The organism is Acetobacterium wieringae (assembly GCF_023700225.1).
In the GTDB taxonomy this organism is placed as follows: domain Bacteria; phylum Bacillota; class Clostridia; order Eubacteriales; family Eubacteriaceae; genus Acetobacterium; species Acetobacterium wieringae.
The window spans coordinates 807978-834476 of sequence record NZ_CP097897.1 but is presented as its reverse complement, the minus strand read 5'-3'; the positions used below and the strand labels follow the sequence as shown (position 1 = coordinate 834476).

The 26499-nt window shown below is 42.4% G+C and carries 36 protein-coding genes; 18 read left to right on the top strand and 18 right to left on the bottom strand.

Annotated features, from left to right (window positions below):
• The 17 genes from nuoF to CHL1_RS04095 form a co-directional block, all read right to left on the bottom strand.
• A complete protein-coding gene (gene nuoF, locus CHL1_RS04175; protein WP_070370042.1) occupies positions 1–1800 on the bottom strand; it encodes an NADH-quinone oxidoreductase subunit NuoF in 1800 nt (599 codons plus the stop codon).
• A 19-nt stretch (positions 1801–1819) separates the two neighbouring features.
• Entirely contained in the window at positions 1820–2218 is a 399-nt protein-coding gene (locus CHL1_RS04170; RefSeq protein WP_228881509.1) for a (2Fe-2S) ferredoxin domain-containing protein, read from the bottom strand.
• Between the two features lie 4 nt (positions 2219–2222).
• Positions 2223–2768: an ATP-binding protein gene (locus tag CHL1_RS04165; protein ID WP_276520473.1), complete on the bottom strand. Its 546-nt coding sequence runs from the start codon at positions 2766–2768 to the stop codon at positions 2223–2225.
• A 9-nt stretch (positions 2769–2777) separates the two neighbouring features.
• Positions 2778–3248, bottom strand: a complete 471-nt coding sequence (locus CHL1_RS04160) for an NADH-quinone oxidoreductase subunit NuoE family protein (RefSeq protein ID WP_070370039.1) — start codon at positions 3246–3248, stop codon at positions 2778–2780.
• A gap of 365 nt (positions 3249–3613) precedes the next feature.
• Positions 3614–4351, bottom strand: a complete 738-nt coding sequence (locus CHL1_RS04155) for a PHP domain-containing protein (RefSeq protein WP_070370038.1) — start codon at positions 4349–4351, stop codon at positions 3614–3616.
• Between the two features lies 1 nt (position 4352).
• Positions 4353–4685 (bottom strand): AraC family transcriptional regulator, encoded by a 333-nt coding sequence (locus tag CHL1_RS04150; protein ID WP_070370037.1) that lies wholly within the window; start codon positions 4683–4685, stop codon positions 4353–4355.
• A 262-nt stretch (positions 4686–4947) separates the two neighbouring features.
• Positions 4948–6297, bottom strand: coding sequence for a [Fe-Fe] hydrogenase large subunit C-terminal domain-containing protein (locus CHL1_RS04145; RefSeq protein WP_070370036.1), 1350 nt, complete (start codon positions 6295–6297; stop codon positions 4948–4950).
• Entirely contained in the window at positions 6266–6733 is a 468-nt protein-coding gene (locus CHL1_RS04140; RefSeq protein WP_250934802.1) for an ATP-binding protein, read from the bottom strand. Before CHL1_RS04140 ends, CHL1_RS04145 begins: the two co-directional genes overlap by 32 nt.
• On the bottom strand, positions 6730–7080 hold the full coding sequence (locus CHL1_RS04135; RefSeq protein WP_070370034.1) for a hypothetical protein: 351 nt from the start codon (positions 7078–7080) through the stop codon (positions 6730–6732). Before CHL1_RS04135 ends, CHL1_RS04140 begins: the two co-directional genes overlap by 4 nt.
• A gap of 218 nt (positions 7081–7298) precedes the next feature.
• Positions 7299–9608 carry an ATP-binding protein gene (locus CHL1_RS04130; protein WP_070370033.1) on the bottom strand — a complete coding sequence of 770 codons (2310 nt, stop codon included), beginning with the start codon at positions 9606–9608 and terminating at the stop codon, positions 7299–7301.
• Positions 9605–10723: a metallophosphoesterase family protein gene (locus CHL1_RS04125; RefSeq protein ID WP_070370032.1), complete on the bottom strand. Its 1119-nt coding sequence runs from the start codon at positions 10721–10723 to the stop codon at positions 9605–9607. Before CHL1_RS04125 ends, CHL1_RS04130 begins: the two co-directional genes overlap by 4 nt.
• A gap of 137 nt (positions 10724–10860) precedes the next feature.
• A complete protein-coding gene (locus tag CHL1_RS04120) occupies positions 10861–12030 on the bottom strand; it encodes a class I SAM-dependent methyltransferase (protein WP_070370031.1) in 1170 nt (389 codons plus the stop codon).
• A 164-nt stretch (positions 12031–12194) separates the two neighbouring features.
• Positions 12195–13907 (bottom strand): hydroxylamine reductase, encoded by a 1713-nt coding sequence (hcp, locus tag CHL1_RS04115; protein WP_070370030.1) that lies wholly within the window; start codon positions 13905–13907, stop codon positions 12195–12197.
• 173 nt (positions 13908–14080) lie between these two features.
• Positions 14081–14242: a hypothetical protein gene (locus tag CHL1_RS04110; RefSeq protein ID WP_175440888.1), complete on the bottom strand. Its 162-nt coding sequence runs from the start codon at positions 14240–14242 to the stop codon at positions 14081–14083.
• Positions 14243–14603: 361 nt separating this feature from the next.
• Positions 14604–15686, bottom strand: coding sequence for a tyrosine-type recombinase/integrase (locus CHL1_RS04105; protein WP_250934800.1), 1083 nt, complete (start codon positions 15684–15686; stop codon positions 14604–14606).
• Positions 15687–15926: 240 nt separating this feature from the next.
• Positions 15927–16601 carry a hypothetical protein gene (locus tag CHL1_RS04100; RefSeq protein ID WP_250934798.1) on the bottom strand — a complete coding sequence of 225 codons (675 nt, stop codon included), beginning with the start codon at positions 16599–16601 and terminating at the stop codon, positions 15927–15929.
• Positions 16602–16669: 68 nt separating this feature from the next.
• Positions 16670–17311, bottom strand: coding sequence for a LexA family protein (locus CHL1_RS04095; RefSeq protein WP_250934796.1), 642 nt, complete (start codon positions 17309–17311; stop codon positions 16670–16672).
• Between the two features lie 157 nt (positions 17312–17468).
• On the opposite strand from CHL1_RS04095, the gene CHL1_RS04090 reads away from it, so the two are divergent.
• Both CHL1_RS04090 and CHL1_RS04085 read left to right on the top strand, forming a co-directional pair.
• Positions 17469–17702 carry a helix-turn-helix transcriptional regulator gene (locus CHL1_RS04090; protein WP_250934794.1) on the top strand — a complete coding sequence of 78 codons (234 nt, stop codon included), beginning with the start codon at positions 17469–17471 and terminating at the stop codon, positions 17700–17702.
• A 42-nt stretch (positions 17703–17744) separates the two neighbouring features.
• Positions 17745–18011, top strand: coding sequence for a hypothetical protein (locus CHL1_RS04085; protein ID WP_250934792.1), 267 nt, complete (start codon positions 17745–17747; stop codon positions 18009–18011).
• Here the strand turns inward: CHL1_RS04085 and CHL1_RS04080 are convergent, their stop codons facing one another.
• Entirely contained in the window at positions 18012–18290 is a 279-nt protein-coding gene (locus tag CHL1_RS04080; RefSeq protein ID WP_250934790.1) for a hypothetical protein, read from the bottom strand.
• Between the two features lie 56 nt (positions 18291–18346).
• On the opposite strand from CHL1_RS04080, the gene CHL1_RS04075 reads away from it, so the two are divergent.
• From CHL1_RS04075 to CHL1_RS04000, 16 genes are all read left to right on the top strand, one after another.
• Positions 18347–18529, top strand: coding sequence for a hypothetical protein (locus CHL1_RS04075; protein ID WP_250934788.1), 183 nt, complete (start codon positions 18347–18349; stop codon positions 18527–18529).
• 12 nt (positions 18530–18541) lie between these two features.
• Complete coding sequence (locus CHL1_RS04070; protein ID WP_250934786.1) at positions 18542–18805, top strand: hypothetical protein; 264 nt, start codon at positions 18542–18544, stop codon at positions 18803–18805.
• 6 nt (positions 18806–18811) lie between these two features.
• Positions 18812–19303, top strand: a complete 492-nt coding sequence (locus CHL1_RS04065; protein ID WP_250934784.1) for a hypothetical protein — start codon at positions 18812–18814, stop codon at positions 19301–19303.
• A gap of 2 nt (positions 19304–19305) precedes the next feature.
• The gene (locus CHL1_RS04060; protein WP_250934782.1) at positions 19306–19479 is read left to right on the top strand and encodes a hypothetical protein; all 174 of its coding nucleotides are present in this window, start codon (positions 19306–19308) and stop codon (positions 19477–19479) included.
• The gene (locus CHL1_RS04055; RefSeq protein WP_250934772.1) at positions 19479–19652 is read left to right on the top strand and encodes a hypothetical protein; all 174 of its coding nucleotides are present in this window, start codon (positions 19479–19481) and stop codon (positions 19650–19652) included. Before CHL1_RS04060 ends, CHL1_RS04055 begins: the two co-directional genes overlap by 1 nt.
• Positions 19649–19816: a hypothetical protein gene (locus CHL1_RS04050; RefSeq protein WP_250934770.1), complete on the top strand. Its 168-nt coding sequence runs from the start codon at positions 19649–19651 to the stop codon at positions 19814–19816. The genes CHL1_RS04055 and CHL1_RS04050 overlap by 4 nt, the downstream gene beginning before the upstream one ends.
• The gene (locus CHL1_RS04045) at positions 19809–20141 is read left to right on the top strand and encodes a hypothetical protein (RefSeq protein WP_250933982.1); all 333 of its coding nucleotides are present in this window, start codon (positions 19809–19811) and stop codon (positions 20139–20141) included. The genes CHL1_RS04050 and CHL1_RS04045 overlap by 8 nt, the downstream gene beginning before the upstream one ends.
• A gap of 14 nt (positions 20142–20155) precedes the next feature.
• The gene (locus CHL1_RS04040; protein ID WP_250933981.1) at positions 20156–20389 is read left to right on the top strand and encodes a hypothetical protein; all 234 of its coding nucleotides are present in this window, start codon (positions 20156–20158) and stop codon (positions 20387–20389) included.
• A gap of 89 nt (positions 20390–20478) precedes the next feature.
• Positions 20479–20667, top strand: a complete 189-nt coding sequence (locus CHL1_RS04035) for a hypothetical protein (RefSeq protein ID WP_250933980.1) — start codon at positions 20479–20481, stop codon at positions 20665–20667.
• Entirely contained in the window at positions 20667–20900 is a 234-nt protein-coding gene (locus tag CHL1_RS04030; RefSeq protein ID WP_250934768.1) for a hypothetical protein, read from the top strand. Before CHL1_RS04035 ends, CHL1_RS04030 begins: the two co-directional genes overlap by 1 nt.
• A complete protein-coding gene (locus CHL1_RS04025) occupies positions 20897–21055 on the top strand; it encodes a hypothetical protein (RefSeq protein ID WP_250934766.1) in 159 nt (52 codons plus the stop codon). Before CHL1_RS04030 ends, CHL1_RS04025 begins: the two co-directional genes overlap by 4 nt.
• A gap of 7 nt (positions 21056–21062) precedes the next feature.
• The gene (locus CHL1_RS04020) at positions 21063–22391 is read left to right on the top strand and encodes an AAA family ATPase (RefSeq protein WP_250936230.1); all 1329 of its coding nucleotides are present in this window, start codon (positions 21063–21065) and stop codon (positions 22389–22391) included.
• A gap of 2 nt (positions 22392–22393) precedes the next feature.
• The gene (locus CHL1_RS04015) at positions 22394–23527 is read left to right on the top strand and encodes an ATP-binding protein (protein WP_250934765.1); all 1134 of its coding nucleotides are present in this window, start codon (positions 22394–22396) and stop codon (positions 23525–23527) included.
• A 26-nt stretch (positions 23528–23553) separates the two neighbouring features.
• Complete coding sequence (locus tag CHL1_RS04010; RefSeq protein WP_250934763.1) at positions 23554–24021, top strand: DUF669 domain-containing protein; 468 nt, start codon at positions 23554–23556, stop codon at positions 24019–24021.
• A 2-nt stretch (positions 24022–24023) separates the two neighbouring features.
• Positions 24024–25637, top strand: a complete 1614-nt coding sequence (locus CHL1_RS04005) for a DEAD/DEAH box helicase (RefSeq protein WP_250934753.1) — start codon at positions 24024–24026, stop codon at positions 25635–25637.
• A complete protein-coding gene (locus CHL1_RS04000) occupies positions 25631–26497 on the top strand; it encodes a radical SAM protein (protein ID WP_250934751.1) in 867 nt (288 codons plus the stop codon). The genes CHL1_RS04005 and CHL1_RS04000 overlap by 7 nt, the downstream gene beginning before the upstream one ends.
• The last annotated feature ends 2 nt before the right edge of the window (positions 26498–26499 follow it).

The following is a 26499-nucleotide window of genomic DNA, read 5'->3' as shown; positions in this document are numbered from 1 at the left end:
TCAACCCTTGGAAATGGAGCCAAATGGACAGGCTTCAATACAGGCACCACATTTAATACATTTTGCTGTATCGATGGTATATGGTTTTTTCTTTTCACCGGTGATCGCATCGGCTGGACATTTCTTCGCACAGATTCCGCAACCTTTACAGGTATCAGGATTGATTGTGAAGTCTAACAGATGTTTACATACGCCAGCGGGACATTTTTTATCATTGATATGTGCTTCGTATTCATCACGGAAATAACGGATGGTAGACAGAACTGGGTTTGGAGCAGTTTGTCCCAATCCACAAAGTGCTGAAGCTTTGATACCGACAGCCAGTTCTTCCAACCGTTCGATATCGCCTTCAATCCCTTTACCATCGCAGATTCGTTCCAGAATTTCAAGCATTCTTTTGGTACCAATACGGCAAGGAGGACACTTACCACAGGATTCGTCCTGAGTAAAGTCAAGGAAGAAACGGGCAACGTCAACCATACAGTTGTCTTCGTCCATTACGATGAGTCCACCAGAACCCATCATGGAGCCGATGGCAATCAGGTTATCATAGTCGATTTCTGTATCTAATAAAGAAGCTGGAATACATCCGCCTGATGGTCCACCAGTTTGGGCAGCTTTGAACGCTTTACCATTGGGAATCCCACCACCGATATCAAAGACGATTTCTCGGAGGGTTGTACCCATTGGAATTTCAAGCAGACCGGTGTTGTTGATTTTTCCACCAAGTGCGAATACTTTTGTTCCTTTAGATTTTTCGGTTCCTACTGATGCAAACCATTCTGCGCCTTTTAAGATAATCGCTGGAATATTCGCATAAGTTTCTACGTTATTTAATACGGTTGGTTTACCAAACAAACCTTTGTTAGCTGGGAATGGCGGACGTGGACGCGGTTCACCACGTTTACCTTCGATTGAGTTCATAAGTGCTGTTTCTTCACCACAGACAAATGCGCCGGCGCCTAAACGAATTTCCAGGTCGAAGGAGAAATCGGTATCAAAGATATTTTCTCCCAGCAAACCATATTCTTTGGCCTGATCAATAGCGATCTGCAGACGGTTAACAGCGATTGGATATTCAGCTCGAACATAAACATAACCTTTAGAAGCACCTACAGCAAAACCGGCAATCGCCATGGCTTCGATCAGTGCATGCGGATCACCTTCAAGTACAGATCGATCCATGAATGCACCAGGGTCTCCTTCATCGGCGTTACATGCTACAAATTTTACGCCATCTTCGGATACAGCATCGTGAGCAAACTGCCATTTAAGACCAGTTGGGAATCCTCCGCCCCCACGACCACGAAGACCGGACGCTTTAACTTCGTTAATTACATCGACTGGTGTCATGGTTAACAGCACTTTTTCCAGCGCCAGGTAACCATCAAATGCGATATATTCATCAATATTTTCAGGATTGATAACACCACAGTTTGCCAAAGCAATACGTTTTTGGGTTTTGAAGAAGCCCAGTTCATTGATTGACAGTGGGTGATGACCATCACCTTTTTCGGTGTAGATCAAACGATCCAATGGACGACCTTTGACCAGGTGTTCTTCAACCAGTTCAGGAATATCAGCAGCTTCAACTCGGCTGTAGAATGTTCCTTCTGGGTATACAATAACAACTGGTCCCAGTTCACACAAACCAAAACAACCGGTTGCAACAACTTCTACTTCATCCAGGATATCGTGTTTGACTAATTCTTTTTTTAATTCTTTTACTAATGTCATGGATCCTGAGGATGTACATCCTGTACCACCACAAATCAGTACCTGCGAACGTTTATATGCCATCTGCTCTTCTCCTCCTCAATTAACCCTTAACCGTTGGATCAATGACTTTACCATCAACCACAGTCATGGTGTATTCATCGACAACTTTGCCTTGAGCCAAGTGTTGATCTACAACTTTAGCAACCTTTTCCGGTGTCATATGCACATAGGTTACTTTTTCATTGTTAGCATCATAAACTTCAACAATTGGTTCTAATCGACATGATCCGATACAACCTGTTTGGGCAACAGTAACATCGACCAAACCTTTTGCATCTACTTCTTCCATCAGTTTAACCATAACGGGTCGAGCGCCTGCTGCGATACCACAGGTTGCCATTCCTACTACGACGCGATATCCATTCTTGCCGTGTCTTAAATTGATTTCGTTCAATTTTTTTTCACGAATCGCTTTTAGTTCTGCTAAGGACTTTGCCATAAATTTATTCCTCCATAATTTCTTCAAGACCTTCTGAAACGAATTCCCGAATCCAGTTTAGTATAGCTGGTTCGTTTAACGATTCTACTTCCAGAGTGTCTTTAATTTCTCGTGTATTAAAAACAAATAGTTGGTTATTGAAGTCGTGTTGATAAATAAGATCTGTCTCTCCAAAAGACATTACCATGGTGAGTACCGTATCGGCCATATTCCCCAGCGGGACACGATCAATATGGTCTCGCATAAAGCTTCCAATCACCTTTGTGCCAACACCAAGGGTCGAGCTTATCTCAAAGTATCCGCCGCATGCTTCCGCTGCTGCTTTAAATAGAGATAAACCCAGACCAACCTTTCTGGTTGTTCGGGTCGTTACAAACGGATCTGTGATATTCTCAAGCCGATCAGCCGGTATGCCACACCCATCATCAGTGATAACAATGGTGAGTTCATTATTTGCCGTGGACTCAATAATCAGCAGTTTCACAAGCTTTGCCTGGGCTCTAATGGAATTTTGGGTAATATCCAAAATGTGAAGGGACAACTCTTTCATAACAGCTAATTAAAATTTTTCAAGGATCGCTGGAATTTCATCTACGGTTAAACGTCCAAATACTTCTTCGTTAATCATCATTACTGGAGCCAAACCACAGGCACCAACACATCGGGTTGCGTCAACTGACCATTTTCCATCTTCAGTTGTATCACCAACCTGTGTTCCTAAAATGCTGTTAACCTTGTCAATAATTGGTTGTGCGCCTCTTACATAGCAAGCGGTTCCTAAGCAGATACCAATTTTGAATTTTCCTTTTGGTTTAAGTGTAAATTGTGAATAAAATGTTGCCACACCGTAGACTTCAGTCAGAGGAATTCCTAACTCATCTGCGATGGTTCCCTGTAGTTCAAGTGGTAAGTAGCCGTATTTTTCCTGGGTTTCCTGCAGAATCTGCATTAAACAACCTGGTACTTCTCTGTGCTCGGCGACTATTGCCTTTACTACGTCCAAATTTTCAACTGGTATTAATTCAGCCAATTTTCAAACCTCCTAATTAAATCATGCAAACCTTTACGCTTGTGATTGCATATTTTCTAACGAAGTCATTATAACACAGAACGAAATATTTCGTTATATTTATAACAGATAAATTTTTCACTCTTTTTGGCCCGGATTTTTATGAAAACCTTTAACTTTTTTGTTTTTTGAAGTAAAAATTCTACCCATTTATTTTTTTTTCAAAATAAGTGTAATAATTTTGCACAAAAAAACAGGCGCTTCGAAAAACACCTGTAAAGTTCACAGCTAACTACCGTATAAACCACTTATTCATCTGTTGTTCGCTCCGATACGCAGAGTCTGACCGCTCAGTCACAACATGATCGAACACGTGTCGGTACGACTTAAACAATCGATCCCAGATAGTTAATCAGCGTCTGCCTTTGCATATCCGGTAGTTCCAGAAAATATTCCCGCTCGGCCATGTCTTCCAATTGATGGGCATCAGAACCGTGAATGAACTGATAGTCTTTAAAAAAACGGAAGTTTTTCCGGACATTTTCAAAGGTTTCTTTTTTTGACACTTCGCAGGTCTTTACTGCCAATTCCAGGGGAATAAATCCCAGCGATGAAATTAAACTATAGGATTTTCGGTCGATGTGGGCTGGTACCAGCACCCCGCCCAGGTCCGTAACAAGATCCCAGAGCTGATTGACCCCAATATCAGTTGCTGAAATCAACAATTTATCGACTTCGCCAATAATATTATCCTCAGCATCCATGATCGTTTGGGGGCCGAACAGCGCTTTTTCATTTTTCACATCCGGAAGATGGTCATAAACAATGGCATCCAGTTTCATGGCCGCCTCCAGGGTTGGCAGATAGGCCAGAACATGGGCTTCTTCTTTGGTTGTCACTTCAATACCCGGCAGAATGCAAAGGCCTGTTCCGGTTTCTTTGGCCAATTCTTTAGCCACAGCCATAACCGCTGGTAAATTTTTGGCGGTGTTGTGATCCGTGACGGCAATAAAATCCAGTTCTTTAATCAGGGCCATATTGACAATGTTGTTGGGGGTCATCTCCGCTTCACCACAGGGGGATAATGCCGAGTGGATGTGCAGATCAATGGCTACCTTTTCCATTTTATATGCCAGCGTTTCCTAAAATTTTACAGACTTCAAAAGCATTAAGACCGGTAATAATAATCGGGATATCCTCGATGATGGCCCGTTCCAGGGTACTTTCTTCAACTTCAGCCCCTTCGGGAATAATCACGCAACTCATCTCCAGCAGCGATGCCACGGCAATAATATTGACATGCGTCTGGATGGTTACCCAGGCACAGCCATGACCGGCATTGGCCATAACCCAACTGAGCAGGTCACCGACATAGCCACTTTTAATGACCCCCTCAATCCCTACCTGAGGATTAAGACACTTGAATTCTTTGTTTTCTAATAACGCACTAACCTTCATTCCTTTTCTCCTTTAATATGACTAAATTGGGTAACTGCAATACTGCCGTGAGCTTTGAGTCCAGTTTGCACAATACACCAGAAGAAATCGCTAGGCGAATTTCTTCTTTGTCGCGGGCAGTCGCCAACTACAAGCAAGCTTGTGATTGGCTCGTTGCCTTCGCAAATTTTTACACTGTTCGCCTACACGTTACAAAATTGTATGTGGAAACTGCACCCAAAGCAATCTTTGTTCGTATTTTCATTTTGCAATGCCTTTATAGCTACATTTCTTCTTTTTTGATCAATGGTTTTTCGGTGGGATGTTCGACCTGCAACAGTTCATTGGTTAAAACTGAGAGATCCCGGACCCGATCTTTTAAGACAAATACACAATCGATTTCTTTGGCTTTTCCAGCGACAATATCTTCTGCCAGAGCCCGACAGCCCGGAGCGCCACAGGAACCACAGTCCAGACCGGGGAGTTTACTTTCGAGTATTTCGATTTGCTTCATTTTTTCGATGGCGCGATTGATATCCTGATCCAGAGGTTCCGGACTTCTCGGCAGAATTCGCTCTTTGATGTGCATCATCCCGGAATTATAAACACTTCGCACGTATTCATCGGACATGTGGATAATGGAGGTTTGTTTCATGGTTTTGGCCCGATCCTGAATGTACATTTTAGCCACATAATTATTTTCCACCGTCAAACAACCGCCAACGCAGCCGCCGATACAGGCTAGTCCTTCAAAAAACTCGATGGTATCGAGTTTACCGCATTCAATTTCTTCCAGAACATTAATAACATTTTGAATTCCATCGACATGGAGAACATTTTTATTTTTAAGGTAGTCACTTTCACCACCAGACAAAGCCCAGGTACAGGATTCTGGGGTGGTATTATGCAGGCCTTCCTGATGCGGGCACTTGCCGATAAGCCGGGCGATATCACTATAAATGTCCTTAATGGCAATGGCACCATCGATTAGGTCATATTTATCGTACTCACTGGCCGCCGGGTTATTGACCATGGTGGCTTTGGCAGCGCAGGGGGTAATAAAAAAAACGCCGACGTCGCTATTTTTATGGATGCCTTCTTCCCTGATTCGCTTTCTGATCAGTCTGGCGGTTATCGCCATGGGAGACTTCAAGCGGCAGATATTGTCAGTGAGTTCAGGAAAGCGCACCTGAATCAGCTTGACAACCGCCGGACAGGCTGAAGAAATCAGCGGTCTGGGATATCGTTTGGCATGATACTCATACTTCAGGGCCTGGCCGACAATTTCAGCACCATAAGCCACTTCCACCACCTCATCAAAGCCCAGGGCTTTTACGGCCGAAAGAATCTGGCTAATTGAATATTTCGGTTTAAACTGACCAATGATGGCGGGCGCCACCATCGCCACGGTATATTGATAATTATCTTTTTTTGAAAGCGGATCGGTTTTGGCCAGCTTGGCATGATGCGGACAAATCCGAATACACTCACCACAGTCAATGCATTTGGACTCATTGATGGTCGCCTTCCCCCCCCGAACCCGGATGGCTCCAGTGGGACAGCTTCTCAGACAGGTCGTGCAACCCAGACATTTTTCCTCATCAAGGTATACTGAATGCAGTAATTTTTCCATATGTCCCCCCTTCTTCCTGATTAGACAAAAATTTCATGACAATTTTTGTCCCCTCTCCAATCTTGGAGGAGATTTCAAAACTGTCGGCATTATTTTTCATATTGGGCAAACCCATTCCGGCGCCAAAACCCATTTGCCGGACTTCATCGCCAGCAGTTGACCAACCCGCCGTCATCGCCAGGTCAATATTGGCAATCCCCGGTCCGACATCCTCGATCGTCAGAACCAGTTCCTCTTCACCTACCTGCAAAACAATTCTTCCGCCCGATGAATGGATCGCCAGATTCATTTCTCCCTCATAGCCAGCAATGGAGACCTTGCGGATCACCTTGTTGGATACCCCTAACTGCTGGAGGGTTCGTTTAATTTTTCGGGAGGCTTCGCCGGCGGTGTCAAAATCTCCCCGTTTCACATCAAAGACGAGTTCGTAGCTCATCTAAGATGGGCTCCCTTGAGACCGTTTGTGTAGAGAATGCCACAAGATTCAAAAAGAATATATTTTGTGGACATAACCAGGAGATTCCGTTCTCTGGCCATGTCAATCATTTCCTGACTGGGCATTTTGTCCCGCACAAAAATAATGCTGTTCATATTTGCCATATCAGCCGTATTCAGCACCTGTTTGTTGACCAGACCAGTGAGCAGAATGGCATCCTCTCTGGCAAAACACAGCACATCACTCATCAGATCACAGCCAAAACCAGAGTGAACTTCTTCCTCCAGATGACTCTCTCCAGATAAAACAACAGCATCGAGGAGGTCTCTTACCTGACTTAATTTCATCGAATGTTCTCCTTTTTTAGTTATTACTAGTATTGTAAAGGATTTCTTATTCATTTAGCAAGGTCTTTCCTGTTTTTTTAAATATTTATCGGGAAATGATGCTTGCTCGGCAACTTCTACTTATTTATCACCCGTGCGACTTCGTAAAACAGGAAGAACCGCTGATCGCCCCTGTTTCAAGAGACGATCTTCCCAAAAGTGTAGCGGTCATCCCGCACTTATAACACAATTTTATGGTAGCTTGCGCCTAAGGATCGGAGCAGGTTTTCTTCGACGTCGTCACAGGTAAAGAGGATCACCTGACGGCTACTGCTGAGTTCTGCAAGTAGCTTGAGCGCCTCGGTTTTTCGCTGTTTATCATACCGCACAAACGGTTCATCCAGAATAAAAGGCATTTCATGACTGATCAGCTCGCTAATTCCATAGCGAAAGGCAAAATGAACCTGATCCATGGTTCCGGCACTTAATTGGTCAACATCCCTGAAGTCACCACCTTTGGGATCAATCACTTTGAGCTTCATGGCATCATCAATTTTCACCCCTTTATAATGCTGGGTGAGGGTATCGAGAATATCGCCAATATTCTTATTCAACTCCGGAGCCGAGTCCTGATGACAATCTTTCTGGATTGTCGAAATAATCTCAAGCGCTGCATTACAGGCGCTGATTTCCGTATCGAAGGCCTGAATCTGGCTATCCAGCGTTTTAATGGTCTCTTTTATTTCCACCGGCAGACCAATCCCATCGGTAAGGGCACTGTTTTCACCTTCCAGTCTGGCAATTTCCTTGCCCAGACTTAAGAGTTCTTCCGATTTTGGGGAGGCTTTATGCCAAACCGCCTGTCCGTCCTCTGTTTTTCCGCCATTGACGGTTTCCAGCAGATTCTCCAGTAGTTCCAGGTTCCCGTTAAAACGGATTTTGAGTTCTTCCAATTGCTGCGCTTTTTCACAGCGCTCAGCATATTCAGCAATGTTTTTAACCTGATATTCAGCCAGCTTCCGATCCAGATCCCGAATGATTCCCCGTCGCTGTTCAAAGAGCACTTCATAACCGGCCTGATGACGGGAGTGCTGAATAATAATCAATTCGCCTTCATTTTGCAGCTGCTCCAGTTCTTTCTGATTTCTAATTACCTTTTTATAGTAACTGTCAAAACTGGGTCCATCTTTTAACTGGTATTTGGCCAGTATTTCTTCCTGAATGGGGATTATTTGTTTTTCTTTTAAAATCCGTCGCTTTTTAAGGGTTGCCGAAATGCCGTAGCTTAGGCCGACAACACCGACTATTGCCATGGTTACCCCAACGGTTAAGGACAGATTTTCGATTCCCTGACTGGTTCCCATCATCCCCATATTGGCCAATCCCACCAGTCCCATTCCTAAAAGCGTCACCAGGGTGGCAATGATGTTGATGATCACATTGGTTTTTTTATCCACCTCGGCTACTTCTGTTTCTTCTTTTTTAAACAGTTCATAGTCTTCGGCGATGCCTTCTAAGGTATGCCCGGCCAGCGAGCTGCGTTTTGCCGCTTCTTTTTGCCGGATCGTTTTTAGATGTTCCGAGGCATCCGCCATTTCTTTTTCAATGTAATCCATCTGATCGCTGAGGCGCTCAGCCTGGTTGGAAATGGCTTTTAAGCCCTCCAGCGTCTTATAGTTATAGCCTTCATAAATCTGGTCTTCTTTGATTATTTTTGATAAACGGTTGTTTTCCTTTTCCAGCTTGTTAATTCGTTCATAGGAGGCCAACAATTCCTTTTTTCGTTTCACCACCGATTCCTGACTGAGAAAGTCGTTTTCGGCTTCGATCCGCTTCATTTTCATCTGATTCCGGGTGATTTTTTCCTGATTCTCGGCAACCTTGGCGTAGGCGGCTTCCGCCTCTTTTAACAGTTCCCGGAGCTCATCCCGCTCCCGAATGGCAGCCCCAATTCTTGACTTGCTTTGACCCGAACGGCCAATTGCGTTTTTCTTTTCTTCCAATCGTCTGGCAATCCCTTTGAAATTGATCTCAATGCCGCTGGAATTTTGCATCTCGATGTAGGAATCCCGGACTTCATCCTGGCTGCCTGCTTCGTTATCGTGGGCCGTTTGACGCATATTGACGGTATTATTATAAATAACGGCAGTCATCCCCTGATTTCCCAGCGGCAGGTGCTGTCTTATTACCCCATCGTACTTGAACTGGTCGTTGATTATTTTCCCGGTGGTATTATCATAAATGAATAAGGAATCTTTGGATCGCAGAAAATTCCGTTCCAGCCGAATTTCCCGGCCATCCACCTCATAAACCAGGGAACCACTGTAATCGAATTGATTCCAGGGCATATACTTTTCATATTCTTCGCTATAGGTTTTCTTTTTTCGGTAGGGTTTATAAAACCCGAAAAACATCCCCTGGATAAAGGTTTGAACCGTTGTTTTGCCAGCCTCATTGCGACCGTAAACCAGATTCAGTCCCGGTTTGAAGTCAATGGTCTGATCTTTGAATTTTCCAAAAGCTTTGATGGTCAGGGTTTTTATTCTCATTTCAAAACCCCCTCGCTAATCATCGCTTCGATGCTATAAATAATCGCTTTTTTACGGACTTCCGGTTCGGCTATTTTACCCAATTCAGTAAGAAGCTGTCCGATCGGGTTGTTCAGATTTTCTTTGATCAGCAGTTCCAGATCAATATCCGGTTCCAGTTTAACCATGTCTGTTTCGACGTAATAAAAAGCGTCTTCCAGATCATCGTTGATCCAATCCATTTGAATTTCGGGATTGATGTAACCGGTAAATCGAATCCGATAATAGTTTTGCTGGCGGTTACTCTCACTGTCACAACTGACTGCTTTGTTGATAATATCCTGATAGGAATCTTCCGGAACAATCTGAATGTCAATGGTTTCGTATTTTCGCGATTCAATGGGATTAAAGCCGCTACTGGTAATAAAACTCTGGTTTTCATAATCCGTTTTTACCTGCGAAATAATAAAGCCCCGTTCCCCGGTTTCCCCAAAATTCAGGGGTACCGGTGACCCGCAATAAGCGACGCCACCAGGGGTCAAGCCGGGTTTGTGAATATGTCCCAGGGCAATATAATCAAAACCTTTTTTCTCGATCATTCTTAAATCAATGGGTAGATAAAGGCTTTGATTGGTCACTTCGCCATGAGCCATCAGGATGTTATAGTGGGTATCGTTGAGTTTAATGCTGTTAAAGGAGCGTTCAGGAAAGGCCCGGTACTCGTTTTTCACCCAAGACATCCCATAAATTTCGGTATTTAATTCTTTGATATAAACCGAACGGAAAACATCTTCTTTAAAAATGTAGACATTTCTGGGCCACTCGACTTTTTTGTAGGGTGAGCTGTCACCGTGGTAATCGTGGTTACCGGTGATAATCACCACCCAGGTTTTCTCAAGACTGGCCAATCCTTCGGCTGCTCTTTTTATATCCATGGTCAGAACATTGACACTATCAAATAAATCTCCGGCAATCAGCAAAAGGGGCACTGCTTCTTCTTTAACGTATGCAATCATCTCGTCAAAAGCTTTCCAGAGTTCTTTTCTTTTGTTTTTTCCGTAATAATTTCCCTGTTGTAAAAAGGTAAAGGGGCGACCTAAATGAAAATCACCGGTATGAACAAAGGTTGTCAGCATCCGCTTTGCCTCCTCATCTATCAAATTTCCAGGTGTTTGCGAAAATGTTGTACATTAATTTCGCAATGACCAAAGAGAGTTTTGTTATTATTTTCTAACTGATTTTTTATTATATCATCTTTTGACCGATCTTACATTTAAATTTTATTAAAATTAATGCGTTTCTCTGTTTCAAGGAGTTTAAACAGGGTAGGGGTTAAGGAAAATGCCTGCATGGCGTTTTCCACCTCCCTTAGCGCCTGCGCTTTTCTTTTTTCACTGACTTTGGCTTTTTGAGCCCGGATCAGGATGTTTTTGGGGGTGTGAGCCAGATCGACGAATTCCATCAGTTGAACTTTGTAGCCGCAGGCTTCAAGCAGGTTCCCCCGAATGGCATCGGTTAACAGTGCGGCGGTTCGTTCTTTTATGATGCCATATTTTGTCAACAGACTCAGTTCCCCGGTTTCCATTTGACCATTGAGTTCGTGCTGACAGCAGGGCACTGAAAAAATCAGCCGGGCCTCCCATTTGATGGCATTGTAGAGGGCAAAATCGGTGGCGGTATCGCAGGCATGCAGGGTAATGATCATATCCACAGGGAAGCTTGCCTGATAGTCATGGATATCCCCCCGTTCAAATGATAGCTGGTTGTAGCCATATTTCCGGGCACTGGCATTGCAGTGGTCAATCACATCGCTTTTTAAATCCAGACCAATCATTTGCACCTTGATGTTCTTTATCTCCGTCAGGTAATAATAGAGAATAAAGGTCAGATAGGATTTACCGCAACCAAAGTCAATCACATTGAGCTCGGTGCCAGGGGGCAGTTTTTTTACTTCATCATCGACAATCTCCACAAAGCGGTTGATCTGGCGGAATTTATCAGTCATTGTCTTGACGACCTTGCCCTCTTTCGTAAAGACCCCCATATCCACCAGCGGCTGAATAAGGGTACCTTCCTGCAGAATGTAGTTTTTTTTGCGGTTGTGGCTGATAACTTTGGCTGGCGCTTTCGTAACTGCTTTACGGGTTATTGATGGCTTGCCTTTTTTGCTGACCTGGATGATATACTCAAATTGATCATCCCAGGCGTTATACTGCTGATAGTCTGTGTGCAGTGCCTGGCCAAGAAATTCAATCAGTTGATCTGCCGCCAGATTTTCATTAAAGACCTGGGTGGCCGTGAATTTTTCCAGATGATAGGATTCTCCGATTTGACTGATGACGATTTTCTGATAGTCATTGCTTTTTATTCGTGGTTTACTCAGGATGATTTTATATATCTGGGGATTAAAACCAGCTTCAAGAGCTGTTATTAACTGCATCATTTTTTACCTCATGTTTTTTCTTTGTTGCTCTATCCTATCATGGTTTTGCTTAAAATTACAGGGGCTTTGACTTTTTTGCCAAAAAAATACCGGAGCTATCCATCTGGATAACTCCGGCAAGGTTGTTGATAAGCCACTGTATCGACTCATAATTATTTGTTGGTTTATGCGCCTAAGAACATCGCCATGTCAGCATCAACTGAGTCAATTCCGCCGATCCCAAAGGTATCGATCAGGACATTTGCCACATTTGCCGATAAGAAGGCTGGCAAGGTTGGTCCCAGATGGATGTTTTTGACACCCAGGTGGAGCAGGGCCAGTAAAACAATGACCGCCTTTTGTTCATACCAGGCAATATTATAGGCAATCGGCAGTTCGTTGATGTCATTAAGTTCAAACACTTCTTTTAACTTTAAGGCAATGAGTGCCAGGGAATACGAATCGTTACACTGTCCCGCATCCAACAGTCGGGGAATCCCACCGATATCACCGAGATCCAGCTTATTGTAACGGTATTTTGCGCAACCGGCTGTTAGGATGACTGTATCCTGTGGCAGTTTTTGGGCAAATTCGGTATAGTAGTCCCGGGATTTCATACGACCATCACAACCTGCCATAACAAAGAACTTTTTAATCGCACCGGATTTTACCGCATCGACAACCTTATCCGCCAGGGCAAAAACCTGCTCGTGGGCAAAGCCGCCAACAATTTTTCCGGTTTCAATTTCGGTGGGAGCTTTTAAGCGTTTAGCCATTTCGATGACTTTTGAAAAGTCTTTTTTACCACTTCCATCCGCTTCAATATGGGTACAGCCGGGATGTCCCGAAGCCCCAGTGGTGAAAATCCGACCCCGGACTTCGTCACTTTTGGGGGGCACAATACAATTGGTGGTAAACAGAATCGGGCCGTTGAACGATTCAAATTCTTCCAGCTGTTTCCACCAGGCATTGCCATAGTTACCGACAAAGTTATCATATTTTTTAAAGGCCGGGTAATAATGGGCGGGCAACATTTCACTATGGGTATATACATCCACACCAGTGCCTTTGGTTTGCTCTAGAAGCTGTTCCAGATCGGTCAGGTCATGGCCGGAAATTAAGATGGCGGGATTCTTTTTAACCCCAATATTGACTTCCGTGATTTCCGGATTGCCGTATTTCCCGGTGTTGGCACCATCCAACAGCGCCATGGCAGTGACGCCAAACTGACCGGTTTTTAAAGTCAACGCTACCAGATCATCAGCAGACAGCGCATCATCCAGGGTTGCCGCCATGGCCTCGTAGATAAAACCATATAGACTTAAGTCCTCTTTGCCAAGGTTAAGGGCATGCTCGGCATAGGCGGCCAGCCCTTTGACGCCGTAGGTAATCAGTTCCCGCAGCGAACGGACATCTTCATTTTTGGTAGCCAGGATTCCGACATTTGCAGCTTTTTTAAGCATCTCCGCTTTTGTGGCGGTTTCAAAACGGGCGGCGTCATGAAGTGCTGATACATTTATTTTTTTGCCCGTTTGTTCTTTCTTTAAGCCCAGCAATTTCTGGAAGAAACCGGGGTTATTCTTTTTATTGGCGGCATCCACCATATCCCGCAGCTGATTTCTCAGCACGGTCATTTTCTTTATTTCTTTAACAAAGGCATCTCCATCAAAATTCGCATTGGTGATGGTCATAAAGAGACTTCTTAATACCTCATGATTGACTTCGCCCAACTCTTTGGCTTCCAATTCGCCTTTTACGACAATTTCGGAAATCCCCTTAACTGTATAAATCAATAGATCCTGGAGTTTAGCAACTTCTTCACTTTTACCACAAACCCCTTTAACGCTACAGCCTTTTCCTTTGGCCGCTTCCTGACACTGATAACAAAACATACTCATACGATTATCCTCCTGAAAATTCTATTTCATCATAATATTTAGTTTTAACAATTTTGATGTCGCTACCTCATTGGTATGTTGCTATTATATCCGGGGGTACGTGATTATGCCGTTGCATTTGCAACGGCTGCGAATGTTTTTCAAAAAATATAAAAAAACACCTTTCGGTGTTTTTATTCGCTTTTTTTATCATCTGTCTGGATATTCTTATTTTTATAGAAAATGCAGCCGGTCTCTTTATATGGATTCTTTAAGACATCCATGTCCGGACAACGTCCATTGACATTAAAACCGCAGTTTAAATAAGAACACGCATTTTTTTCTGTTGATTCCATTTGACTCTCCTCATAAATCTTAATTGCGTGTAATTATAACAGTTTGCTGAGTAATACTCAAGCGCCCGTTACGCTTTAATTATTGCCGATATGTACTTAAACCATCAATTAAAACAACTCCGCTTTTTTTCAATCCCCATATTTGGGTCGCCATTCCAACCGCCACTTAATAGCCATAACGCACCGTAAATTACAAGTATTACAAATTAGACGTAAAAAAAACAGAGCCCTCAAACGGCTCTGTTATGCGCTATTATTGGTGCTCCCTCAGAGACTCGAACTCTGGACACCCTGATTAAGAGTCACCAGAAAACGGCTTTATAATAAGAAGCTTTTTTCAAGTACCCCTTTCATACCTCTTTTACTGTTCGGAATCCTTTATATTTTCACGTTTCCAGCAGATGTTTTTCTCTAAATCATCAATATCGTCATGAACATAAATCTTTGTCGTTGTCTCTATACTAGCATGGCCGAGAAGTTTCTGCAAGGTAAAAACATCAGTCCCAGATTTAAATAAAATCGTTCCGTATGTATGCCGGAGTTCATGGGGCGTAAGTCTCGGAATCTCCGGATATTCTTTTTCCAGATCATCCATGAAGTAGTTGAAGTGGTAAGCTGTCCAGATGCGCGGCCCCATTACGCGGTCATGTTTGGTTTTAAAAAGAAAGTCATCTTTTGCTAACCTTGGATTATCAATTAAGAGATCAAAAAAATCCTGATCAAAAGGAATAATCCTGTTTGCATTTTTGCTTTTTCCTTCTTCTTTAACAGTGAGCCTACCTGTATTATCAACGATGACCCTATTCACAGTCAATCGTCTTTTTTCGAAATCAAAATCCAAAACGGGATTAAGACCGACAAGCTCGCCTTTTCTCAGCCCTGTTTTTAAAATTATATACGGTCCCAAACCTTCCGGATGGTTTTTAGCAAATTCTAAAACTGTTTCATATTCTTTTTCAGTATACGATCTTTTCGCGGGTGCTTTCTTCCCCTTTGGCGGTTTAATATTTGCCATCGGATTTTTAACGATATAGTCATTTTCAATAGCAGTTTCAAATATGGCGTTCATCGTGATTCGAAGCTTATTAACCATTGATTGTGATAGATGAGCCTTGTTTTTAAAAAACTTCTGAACATCCGCGGCCCGGATCACCCGGATCAGATAATCACCGAAATAATCATTCAGGTGATCAATGCAAAGCTTATAAGAATAATAGGTGGATTCACTGACCGTATCTTCTTTGTAAATGTTAAGCCACTGATCCGCCCAAGCTTCAAACAATATATCATTATAATCTTCTTTGTGGCCTGTTGCTTGCTCCAGCTTGAATTTATCAATCTTTTCAGCGACTTCTTTTTTTGTCTTACCGTAAAAATACTTCCTGATAGGTTTCCCTTCAAAATCATGCCCGAGAGTGATTGATTTTTTCACCTTGTATCCCATCGTTATACCTCCTGTATTTTGGGCATAAAAATGCCCGGTAGTTGTAAAACTCCGGGAAGCATGATACAATGTTTTTGGATTAATGTATTGTGGCCATGCGCCCGGTATATTAAAAGCCGTTCTGGTGTTGGTAGCACCAGGGCGGTTTTTTATTTCAATTTTAGTCTACATATCTTTCAACATATCCTCGACCGTCAAGTTTCGTAACAGTATCCCATTTATCCATTCCTTTCCAACCACTCACGCATTGCAGAATTGTTTTTCCCCATTTGCGGCGATCAAAGGATTGTCTTGACAATACGCGGTTCCAATCAACTGGTCTTGTGCATTAAATAAACCAACAATCACGTGGAAATATTCAGCATCTTTTGATGATGGATTTGTGGCTGTTACATCAACTCTCGCTTTCCCCGGTCCGTAAGTACTTGGTTCAGGTACGATCTGCAATCCGGATATATCTAAATTAGTGCTTGGAACGTCTTTGTTAACTACATCGAATTTAATATTTGCATCCACACTCGCGACTTGATCTAAACTGGAAAGTTTAATTTCATATGAACCGAATCCTGAAGAACCAGCATATCCTATCTCACCCGGTTGCAAGATTTCAGGGGCGAAAGTGTATCCACTCTTTTCCCCCAATGATGTTTTATTTGCATCGTAGGCGATCATATCAACTGAATAAACCCTAACAGGTACACTACCTGTGTTTTTGAATTGAAAAGACATGTCAATATCGGGTTTATCGCTGTAATTTAAATATGTTTCGAAATAACGTTGCGTAACTTCAACTTGTCCTTTAGATTGAGTTTTCACATCTGTTCCTGTCACGGTTGAATTCAATTTTCTCATGCATCCACTACTCATCAAAACTATCGTGACCGCCAACAATACAACCAGTAATTTTCTTTTCATATAAACTTACCTCCTAAATAAGATAAGTTTATTATACGTCAGGTTGCATTGTTTTCAAACAGTAATTATTAGAACTTGCCCCTAAGCTCAACGACTTTTCCGATGATTCCAACAGGAAGTGTTTTGACTTCATCGCTGGTGAAAAATTTTGGGGGGTAAGCCGGGTTAATTGAAATCAAAGATAGACCGTTCTCGTGGATTGCTACTTTCTTTACTGTTGCATCACTACCATTTACCATTACAACCGCAATTTCACCACTTTCGATCGTCTCTTGCTTCTTTACGACAACAACATCTTTTTCAACCATTCTAGGCGACATACTGTCACCAGATATTTCCAAACAAAAGAAGTCTCCTGTTTTTGCTAGCTCTTCTGTTATTTCTTCATAATCAATGATGTCTTCAACAGCTTCAATTGGAACACCAGCTGCAACTTTCCCCAGCACAGGGATTTTTACGCCTTTTGATTTTTGAGATTTGATTTCTTCCCACCCCATTAAGAACGCTGGATCTACTTTTAATGCGTTAGCAACAATTTCCAGTTTATCAAGAGGCATATTTTTGATTGAACCTGTTTCGTATCTTTGAAGTGTTGATTTACTTAAACCCGTTTTATCTGCGAGCTCTTGATAAGAAATATCAAGCTCAACTCGTCTATTTTTCAACCGTTCCATTATCTCTTTCATTAACCCTGTGTTGTTTTCATTCATTATACAGCACCCCCGTTGATTTTTATTATATACTATTTTTTCATAAGTGCAACAAAAATTTTAATAAATTTGAAATTTTGTTGCATATTTGACTTGACAGTAAAAATGGTGCGTGATAATATTTAGATATCCCAAATACGCAACGGAGGTGATGAGTATGGATGTAAATAAATTGAAGGGGTTGATGGTTGAGAAAAAATATACGCAATTAAAATTGTCCAGAGAGCTTGGTTTGAGTGTTCAATCTTTGAATGCAAAGCTTAATGGACGTAATCAATTTACATTAGACGAAGTTGTTAAGATTTCTAAGATTCTTAACATCGAAGACCCAAGAGATATTTTTTTTGCCGGAGTCGTCCCAAATACGCAACAAAAGCCGCGAGCTAGCTGATTTCGACGTCAAACCCAGAGCGTCATAGAAAGGAGCAAATATTTGAACGAAAAAGAGAACACTTTACAAGTTGAGATTGATGATCAATTTAAATTAAACAAGTTGGTCGTTGAAAATATTGAAAACCAAGATCATATTAACAATTTAACTAATGAAAACATCAATATGATCAACGAAGCATTCAAGAATCAAGAGCTTCTTAACAAAATAAACCAGGAGACAATTTCTAAACATGGTGAGTCAATCAGATGGTTGTTGATTTCAAATGTTGCATTGATTATCGCATTAGCAGTATTGCTGATTAAATGATCAGTGATTTTGCAGCAACGCAATTATGGAGATCAAGATAGAAACAATAGCAGCAATTTTTGAAAACATGGCGTCTTTTTTAGCAGATTCAGAATCACTGACAGCAACAGCGATCTGTTCTTTCAATGATTTATTAATTTCCGTAGTCACTTTTAAGTGATCGACTGCAACTTGCTTTTCAAGATTTTTTACATCGGCTGAAGCTGCTGCTATCTCACTGATGCGATCTTGCTCAGCGTAAAATTGTCTCTGTAATTTTTCCATTGGATCGTAAGCCATGTAATCACTTCCTTTTGGATTTGATTATATCAGAAAAAAGAATAGGAGGAAAATATATGACAGATAAATTTATTCTCAAGTGCCCACGTCGTCAAAATATTGGTAAGTCGGTAACTATCGACCTGGCGACGTGGGAAGTTCTAAACAATCTCAAAAATGAAACCGGTGTGGCCATGGGGCCGATCTTGAAACAAATGGTCGATTTTGCAATGGAACGACTCGAATTAGTAGAAGAATAGGAGGTGTAAATCATGAAAGCACCAGATATCGTTATCCAACAGGAACAGCGATTATATGACGCCCTCTCTGAAGATGACAGATCAGTTATCAGTCCCAGTAAATTGGTTGAGGCTTTGGGTCCAGGACTATCCGAACAGGCAATCAGGAATGCAGCCTTTGAAGGTATTCTCCCCTTTGGCTTCGGTCATCGGTCTGATCTCAAAGGAAGTAAGCACGTAGCAATCCCCAAAGCTGCTGTGTGGCGTTGGTTTCAGGGGAACATTATGAAAGGATAGAACACAATGAATAAAGACCTATACATCCAATTATTAGAAGAACATGTGGACGATTTAACTACCGCAGCTAAAATTGACACGGTGCTCACATCTCGCAAAAATTGTCTGATCAAAAGACTGACAGCAGATTTGGCCAAATTGAAAGACTTTTGCACAGCTCAAGACGAGCTATTGTCGAAAGTTGCGGATACAGCAATGGATTATCAGGACGACCTGATCACGACAAAAAAAGCTTTGGAGACAGTAACCTCTCAGCGCACCATGGCAAACAGGTTTAATGTTGAGCAGCAAGGCGTAGTTGCAAGATTAAAAAAAGAAAACGAAATCCTAAACGGTCACAATAACCAATGCCGGGAGATCATCCGTGAACTGAAAAAAGAAAAATTCGATATGGGCATGGAGCTTGAAAAGTTGAAAAAGGAAAATGAAGAGCTGGGCTCCCAAATTTTAGACTTCAAGGAAGATATTCTTAACCTGCAAGAACAGCTAGGAGTGTGACAATGAAACAAGAAATTATTGAACAACTCAGTATTTTGAAGGGGCGTAAGGCTGAACTTGACCGCCGTGCATTCAGTTTCCCAAAGAAAAACGAAGCCTGGATTCGTGGCGAAGAAGTGGATGCTCAGATTGAGTTTTTAAAAGGCTTATTAGACTATAAGGGGGTTTTAGACTGATGGCTAGATTAACACTCGATCAGGTTGATCAATTAAAAACTACCAGAGAAGTTGACCGGCAGATTTTCCGGGGATATGACGAAAAGCTGGGTGATTCCGAGAAGTTCAAAATGGCGGGTGCTATGGATCAACAAGCCAGACAGCGGCCTATTTATTGGGGAGGTGCGAGATGACCAGAGAGCAATTAGAACACATTGCAGACGTGCCCTATGCAGCGGATTCACCGTATATGATCGACGATCGTGAATTCCGGGTGAGATTACAGGAGCCGAATAATTGCAAAGCTCAGAAAAAGCTGGAAAGGTGTAAGGGGAAATATGGACAGTCGGATGCTTGAAGAACATGAGCACGTCAAGTACCGTCTTGAACAGGCCGCTAAAAAATATGCGCCCTATGTTCCAGAGATCCAGACGCTGATGATACCTCCTAAAGGTAAATACTGCAATGCTGATTATAAGTTTTGTCCTAATTTTCTTTATGGGGGATATTGCAAAGAGCTTAATGTGAAATTGATGTCGGTTGACGGATGTGAATTTACCACTATTACAGATGTTCAGTTTTGGGATTGCTTTGACAAGGAACGTAAACCACATGATGTTGGCGACCATGATGTAGCCGTCGGAGGATACACAGTATATAAAAAGAAATGCGGAGTTAAATGAAAGGAGAAACGAAAATGGTAAAACTTACAGTTGAATTATCAAGAGAAATGAAAATCTCTTTAGACATTGCCGGAAAGCAATATTCTGAAATCTGGCATAAGAAAAGCGCTGGTTGCTCCTGTACAAGAGGCAAAAGTATCGCTCAGCAAATGATGGATGATGATTTTGGAAATGAGGAAATTATCGAGGTTATGGATTCTGGTATTGATTTACACGATTTATGGGATGAAGTATATGTCTGTAGTTAAAAAAAATCCCCAAAACAGCGGGAACTGTTATCAGGGGATCGTGGAAATAACTTATCAAAATTATACAACGGAAAAGGAGAAATTGCAAATTGAATAAATCAGCGGAAAAAACCACAACGCAAATGCTGACAGATCTAGGATACACAACCGAAAAAGCCCCGTATCAGGGTCGCAAAATGATCTTAAAAGACGGCATTAAAATTGGTGACATGACGGCCCTTGACGCGACTAACTTCTTAAAAAACCAGCGCCCGGAGTATTTTGAGGGGGTCAATTAATGGAAATCTGTGCAGATCAAGCGATTGATTACACTTTATCTACTGAACGGATCAAGGAGATCCTGGAATCAAACGGCTATAACGGAAAAAATGATAGGGGCCTTATTTACTCTAAGCCCGGCTGTCACGATATCAAGATTGTTGAAGGTTTTGCCGGCGGGCATCTGTTCCGGACAAATGGCTGGATGCTGACGAGATTAGATAAGGCGTTGGAGCGATCGGGGGCGAAATGACGGACGATACGGCAAATCAGGTAATTGAGATTCTTATCGAGAAGATCAATGACTTGACAATGGAAATTGAGCGATTACATAAAAAGAACAAAAAACTAGAGTTTGGAATTACTGAACTGACAAAAGGCTGTATTGCCGAAAGACAGATTTTATAAGGAGTAAATAATGCTAAAAATAAATAAATTAGAAATCGAAAACGTCAAACGGATTAAAGCCGTCAAAATTGAGCCAACTCTAAACGGCTTGACAATTGTCGGCGGTAAAAATAACCAGGGTAAAACCTCAGTCCTGGATAGTATTTCATGGGCGTTGGGCGGTGAGAAGTACCGCCCTTCCCAGGCACAGCGTGACGGATCGGTGTTACCACCGAATTTACACATTGTTATGAATAATGGTTTGGTGGTTGAGCGTAAAGGGAAAAACAGCGACCTCAAGGTTATCGATCCAGATGGTAAGAAAGCCGGCCAGCAACTGCTTAATGAGTTCGTGGAACAACTGGCCATTGATTTACCAAAATTTATGGAATCTTCCAGTAAGGACAAAGCCAATACTTTACTTCAAATCATCGGTGTTGGCGACAAGCTTTATGAGTTGGAAAAACAGGAGCAGGAAGTTTATAACAAGCGTTTGGCCATCGGTCAGATTGCCGATCAGAAAAAGAAATTTGCTAAAGAAATGACCTATTACCCGGATGCTCCCAAAGAACCTATTTCGGCCGGCGACCTGATTAAGCAGCAACAGGATATACTGGCCAGAAATGGTGAGAATCAACGTAAGCGTGAAAAACTGTCTCAACTTGAAATTCAAAAAACACAGATTATGACTCAGATCGCACAAACACAAAAGGAAATTGAAATTCTGAAAAATACTCTTAATGGTAAGACAATTCAGTACAACGAAATCCTTTCAGATATTGAGATCGCTCAAAAATCAGTATTGGACCTGAAGGACGAATCAACCGAAGAACTGGAAAAGAACATTAACGATATTGATGCCGTAAACCGTAAAGTTCGGGCGAATCTTGACAAGGATAAAGCCGAGGAAGACGCTCTGGAATATGAAAATCAGTATAAAATTTTCACATCCCAAATTGACACAATTCGCCAAAGTAAAATTGATTTACTTAAAGGTGCACCCCTTCCCCTTCCTGGGCTTTCTGTAGTCGATGGTGAACTGGTTTATATGGAAAAGAAATGGGACAACATGTCTGGATCCGACCAACTAAAAGTATCAACAGCGATTGTCCGAAAGCTTAATCCCAAGTGTGGGTTCGTCCTTCTGGATAAGCTGGAACAGATGGATCTGGATACTTTAAAAGAATTTGGGGAATGGTTGGAAGCTGAAGGACTGCAGGCCATTGCGACCCGAGTATCAACAGGTGAGGAATGCCAAATAATTATAGAAGATGGCTATGTTGCAGGAGCCGAAACACTCCCGGAAGTTACTCCGGAATCAACAACAGAAACAAAATGGAAAGCAGGTGAATTCTAACAATGGAAATTATTAAAGGAAAACTATTATCAGCCCAGAAAATCGCAATTTATGGCCCGGAAGGAATTGGCAAGTCTACCTTTGCTGCTCAATTCCCAAATGTCCTGTTCATCGACACTGAGGGCAGCACAAAGCATATGGACGTGGCACGAACGCCGAAACCGTCAAGTTGGCAGATGCTGCTTGATCAGGTGCAGTATGTTAAGCAAAACCCAACATCATTTCAGACCTTAGCCATTGACACTGCAGATTGGGCAGAACAGCTCTGTATTACCAGTATTTGCGCCAAGCATCAAAAGCAAGGGATTGAAGACTTTGGATATGGCAAAGGCTATATTTATCTGGCCGAAGAATTTGGGCGACTGCTTAATAAGCTGGAAGAACTAGTCGAAATGGGAATCAATGTCGTCGTTACAGCCCATGCTAAAATGCGAAAATTCGAGCAGCCCGACGAAATGGGAGCTTATGACCGTTGGGAGTTGAAGCTTCAGAAGCAAACCGGACCATTGCTTAAGGAATGGGCGGATATGGTGCTCTTTGCAAATTATAAGACCACTGTCGTTAATGTGGATGGTCAGGGAGCCAATAAAGGAAAGAATAAAGCCCAGGGCGGAAAGCGGGTCATGTTTACCACCCACCATCCCTGTTGGGATGCAAAGAACCGCCATAACCTACCATTGGAACTGCCTTTTGATTTTTTACAGATTGTTCACTGTTTACCGGGAATGGTTGCGACACCACCGACTCAAGTAGCAACTGTAAAAGAAGAACCGAAAGTAACCGTGACACCTACAGAGCAGCCAAAGGAAGAATCAAAGGTTGATGCCACCAAAATGCTGGAAGATGAAGGGTTTACCGAAATTATCGAGCCTGAGCAACAAGAAATGAAAGTTACGGAAAATCCGAATATCTCAAATGATTACCAAGTTCCCGAAGGGATTCCTAAGTCACTGGCTGATCTTATGAAGGAAAAAGAAGTTACTGAATTGGAAATTCAGGAAGTTGTTGCGAAGAAAAAATATTTCCCAAAAGACACTCCAATCCGGAATTATCCCATAGACTTTATTGAGGGTGTTTTAGTACAGGCGTGGCCACAGGTTTTCGCCATGATCGATGCGGAAAGAGTACCATTTTAAATCAAAATTATAAGGAGAATTAAATAATGAGTGAATTTGTAGAAGAACGAGAATTAGGTTGGGACGATCAAATTGAAAATGATGGTCCGGATTTTACCCTGCTACCTGCAGGCGATTATGACTTTGTTGTAACTGAATTTGAACGCCAACGGCACAATGGGAGCGAAAAGCTTCCCCCATGCAATAAAGCGGTTGTCAGTCTGAAATTTGAAACACCCGAAGGAACCACTACGGTCAAGCATAATTTATTCCTGCACACCAAAACCGAAGGAATGCTGTGTGCTTTTTTCACCGCTATCGGGCAACGTAAGAAGGGCGAAAAGCTGACCATGAACTGGAATTCTGTTGTTGGTTCGACTGGTCGGGCAAAACTTAAGGTCAGAGAATGGACCAACGAAAAAGGTGAATTGAAGCAATTTAACGAGGTTCAAAAATTCTACGAACCTGACGAAAGTAAGCCAGCTACGGTTGATTATACCCCGGGGAGCTTCTAATCATGAAGCTCCGACCTTATCAGCTGGAATCAAAAACAGCAATATTCGATGAATGGGGTAAGGGTGTCAAAAGAACATTACTGGTGTTGCCGACGGGATGCGGAAAGACGATCGTATTTTCCAAACTGATTGAAGATTGTGTTCGTAATGGTGAGCGGGTTTTAGTCCTGGCTCACCGGGGCGAACTCTTGGATCAGGCAGCGGATAAACTGTCACAGTCGACTGGGTTAGGGTGTGCAACCGAAAAAGCACAGGAGACATGCCTGGGTAGCTGGTACCGGGTAGTTGTTGGATCGGTTCAAACCTTAATGCGGGAGAAACGCCTTAAACAGTTCTCCCCTAATTTTTTTGACACCATTATCGTGGATGAAGCCCATCATTGCATTTCAGACAGCTATCAGCGTGTTTTGGGGCATTTTGACGAGTCGAAGGTATTGGGCGTTACCGCAACACCAGACCGTGGCGATATGAAGAATCTAGGCTCTTATTTTGAGTCTCTGGCCTATGAATACACTTTGCCACAAGCAATTAAAGAAGGGTTTCTCAGCCCGATCAAAGCTCAGACAATTCCCCTTAAACTCGATCTTACCGGTGTTGGACAACAAGCCGGCGACTTTAAAACAAGCGACTTAGGCACTGCCCTGGATCCATACCTGCATCAGATTGCTGATGAAATGGTTAAATGTGCCATGGATCGAAAAACCGTCGTATTCCTTCCCTTAGTGAAAACCAGCCAGAAATTTAAAGACATTTTAAATAGCAAAGGTTTTTCAGCAGCGGAGGTCAATGGCAATAGCCAGGATCGAGCCCAGGTGCTTAAAGATTTTGACGAAGGCAAATATAATGTTTTATGCAATTCCATGTTATTAACCGAAGGCTGGGATTGTCCCAGTGTTGATTGTGTAGTGGTGCTCAGACCGACCAAGGTTCGAAGTCTTTACAGCCAGATGGTCGGTCGTGGAACACGGTTATTCCCAGGGAAGGAATATTTGTTATTGCTGGATTTCCTCTGGCACACCGAACGCCATGAGTTATGTCACCCAGCGCACCTGATTTGTGAAAATGAAGAAGTCGCTCAAAAGATGACAGAAAACATCGAAGAAGCCGGGTGCCCAATTGATATTGAAGAAGCTGAGCAAAAGGCTACTGAGGATGTCATTGCCCAGCGTGAGGAAGCTCTTGCCAAACAACTTGCCGAAATGCGTAAGCGTAAGAAAAAGCTCGTTGATCCGCTACAATTCGAAATGAGCATTCAGGCAGAAGACCTGGCAAATTACGTTCCTTCTTTTGGCTGGGAAATGGGGCCACCATCTGACAAGCAAGTCAAAAGCCTTGAAAAGTTGGGGATCTTACCGGATGAAATCGACAATGCCGGGAAAGCGACAAAATTATTAGAGCGACTCGATAAGCGCCGAACTGACGGACTAACGACCCCTAGGCAGATCCGATTTTTAGAAGGTAAAGGTTTTGATCATGTTGGTACATGGGAGTTTGAATCAGCAAAGAACCTGATTGACCGAATCGCTGCCAATGGTTGGCGGATTCCTAGAGAAATTGATCCGTCGAATTTTAAACCTAAAACAGAAATTCAGCAGAAAGGAGACGACCCATGGTAAAAATTGATAAGATTCTCAGGGTATTTCCGAAAAAGACAAGCTACACGCCTACCGATCCGCTTGTTTATTATCCTTACGGACAACTAACGGCACCGGCGTGGGGGCTATTCCCGGAATTTGATGAAATCCATATTTCCTGCTCATTTAGTTGGGACAAGCAGTTTTGTGAGGATTTGGCCTACCAATTCAGATGCACGCAGGATAAGCCAGTAAGGTTAGGAGGCCCAGCGTTTGGAAGTAATGCGGTTGAATTTACCCAAGGTCTTTATCTAAAAAGAAACATAATTTTCGTAAGTCGTGGCTGCAATAATCAATGCCCATGGTGCATCGTTCCCAAAATAGAAGGAAAGCTAAAAGAGCTACCAATTGTAGATGGCAATATCATTCAGGATAACAATTTTCTCCAAACTTCCAGATCTCATAAAGACAAAGTATTTGAAATGCTAAAAACGCAAAAGCGGATTCAATTTAAAGGTGGTTTAGAATCTGATCTCATTGACGACCATTTTATTGAAAATGTGCGGCGGTTGAGTATCGATGAATTATGGCTTGCCTGTGATACTGATGGATCTCTAAAGAACCTGGAAAAAGCCGCCAGTAAATTGGCAAAAGCAGGATTTACCCGGGAACATATCAAATGTTATGCGTTAATTGGTGATGATATGAATAAAAATGAAGAACGGCTTCAAAAGATTTGGCACGCTGGGGCTATGCCGTTTGCTCAGCTATTCAGAGATTTCACTGATGTCAAAACAAAATATTCAAGGGAATTCGAGAAGTTTTGTAGATCATGGCAGCGGCCGGCTTGCATCAATATGCACATGAAAAGCGGGACTGATTTTAGGAATTACGGGGTGTGATT

Excerpts from the sequence above, each read along its gene's own strand:
- CHL1_RS04145 (WP_070370036.1), bottom strand. The coding sequence starts at position 6,297 with ATGGAAAAATTACTGCATTCAGTATACCTTGATGAGGAAAAATGTCTG.
- CHL1_RS04075 (WP_250934788.1), top strand. The coding sequence starts at position 18,347 with ATGACAGATAAATTTATTCTCAAGTGCCCACGTCGTCAAAATATTGGT.
- CHL1_RS04060 (WP_250934782.1), top strand. The coding sequence starts at position 19,306 with ATGAAACAAGAAATTATTGAACAACTCAGTATTTTGAAGGGGCGTAAG.
- CHL1_RS04090 (WP_250934794.1), top strand. The coding sequence starts at position 17,469 with ATGGATGTAAATAAATTGAAGGGGTTGATGGTTGAGAAAAAATATACG.
- CHL1_RS04030 (WP_250934768.1), top strand. The coding sequence starts at position 20,667 with ATGGAAATCTGTGCAGATCAAGCGATTGATTACACTTTATCTACTGAA.
- CHL1_RS04140 (WP_250934802.1), bottom strand. The coding sequence starts at position 6,733 with ATGAGCTACGAACTCGTCTTTGATGTGAAACGGGGAGATTTTGACACC.
- CHL1_RS04005 (WP_250934753.1), top strand. The coding sequence starts at position 24,024 with ATGAAGCTCCGACCTTATCAGCTGGAATCAAAAACAGCAATATTCGAT.
- CHL1_RS04015 (WP_250934765.1), top strand. The coding sequence starts at position 22,394 with ATGGAAATTATTAAAGGAAAACTATTATCAGCCCAGAAAATCGCAATT.
- CHL1_RS04130 (WP_070370033.1), bottom strand. The coding sequence starts at position 9,608 with ATGAGAATAAAAACCCTGACCATCAAAGCTTTTGGAAAATTCAAAGAT.
- CHL1_RS04155 (WP_070370038.1), bottom strand. The coding sequence starts at position 4,351 with ATGGAAAAGGTAGCCATTGATCTGCACATCCACTCGGCATTATCCCCC.
- CHL1_RS04105 (WP_250934800.1), bottom strand. The coding sequence starts at position 15,686 with ATGGGATACAAGGTGAAAAAATCAATCACTCTCGGGCATGATTTTGAA.
- CHL1_RS04050 (WP_250934770.1), top strand. The coding sequence starts at position 19,649 with ATGACCAGAGAGCAATTAGAACACATTGCAGACGTGCCCTATGCAGCG.
- CHL1_RS04125 (WP_070370032.1), bottom strand. The coding sequence starts at position 10,723 with ATGCTGACAACCTTTGTTCATACCGGTGATTTTCATTTAGGTCGCCCC.
- CHL1_RS04100 (WP_250934798.1), bottom strand. The coding sequence starts at position 16,601 with ATGAAAAGAAAATTACTGGTTGTATTGTTGGCGGTCACGATAGTTTTG.
- CHL1_RS04080 (WP_250934790.1), bottom strand. The coding sequence starts at position 18,290 with ATGGCTTACGATCCAATGGAAAAATTACAGAGACAATTTTACGCTGAG.
- nuoF (WP_070370042.1), bottom strand. The coding sequence starts at position 1,800 with ATGGCATATAAACGTTCGCAGGTACTGATTTGTGGTGGTACAGGATGT.
- CHL1_RS04135 (WP_070370034.1), bottom strand. The coding sequence starts at position 7,080 with ATGAAATTAAGTCAGGTAAGAGACCTCCTCGATGCTGTTGTTTTATCT.
- CHL1_RS04055 (WP_250934772.1), top strand. The coding sequence starts at position 19,479 with ATGGCTAGATTAACACTCGATCAGGTTGATCAATTAAAAACTACCAGA.
- CHL1_RS04110 (WP_175440888.1), bottom strand. The coding sequence starts at position 14,242 with ATGGAATCAACAGAAAAAAATGCGTGTTCTTATTTAAACTGCGGTTTT.
- CHL1_RS04120 (WP_070370031.1), bottom strand. The coding sequence starts at position 12,030 with ATGATGCAGTTAATAACAGCTCTTGAAGCTGGTTTTAATCCCCAGATA.
- CHL1_RS04045 (WP_250933982.1), top strand. The coding sequence starts at position 19,809 with ATGCTTGAAGAACATGAGCACGTCAAGTACCGTCTTGAACAGGCCGCT.
- CHL1_RS04095 (WP_250934796.1), bottom strand. The coding sequence starts at position 17,311 with ATGAATGAAAACAACACAGGGTTAATGAAAGAGATAATGGAACGGTTG.
- CHL1_RS04070 (WP_250934786.1), top strand. The coding sequence starts at position 18,542 with ATGAAAGCACCAGATATCGTTATCCAACAGGAACAGCGATTATATGAC.
- CHL1_RS04170 (WP_228881509.1), bottom strand. The coding sequence starts at position 2,218 with ATGGCAAAGTCCTTAGCAGAACTAAAAGCGATTCGTGAAAAAAAATTG.
- CHL1_RS04065 (WP_250934784.1), top strand. The coding sequence starts at position 18,812 with ATGAATAAAGACCTATACATCCAATTATTAGAAGAACATGTGGACGAT.
- CHL1_RS04165 (WP_276520473.1), bottom strand. The coding sequence starts at position 2,768 with ATGAAAGAGTTGTCCCTTCACATTTTGGATATTACCCAAAATTCCATT.
- CHL1_RS04025 (WP_250934766.1), top strand. The coding sequence starts at position 20,897 with ATGACGGACGATACGGCAAATCAGGTAATTGAGATTCTTATCGAGAAG.
- CHL1_RS04010 (WP_250934763.1), top strand. The coding sequence starts at position 23,554 with ATGAGTGAATTTGTAGAAGAACGAGAATTAGGTTGGGACGATCAAATT.
- hcp (WP_070370030.1), bottom strand. The coding sequence starts at position 13,907 with ATGAGTATGTTTTGTTATCAGTGTCAGGAAGCGGCCAAAGGAAAAGGC.
- CHL1_RS04150 (WP_070370037.1), bottom strand. The coding sequence starts at position 4,685 with ATGAAGGTTAGTGCGTTATTAGAAAACAAAGAATTCAAGTGTCTTAAT.
- CHL1_RS04040 (WP_250933981.1), top strand. The coding sequence starts at position 20,156 with ATGGTAAAACTTACAGTTGAATTATCAAGAGAAATGAAAATCTCTTTA.
- CHL1_RS04000 (WP_250934751.1), top strand. The coding sequence starts at position 25,631 with ATGGTAAAAATTGATAAGATTCTCAGGGTATTTCCGAAAAAGACAAGC.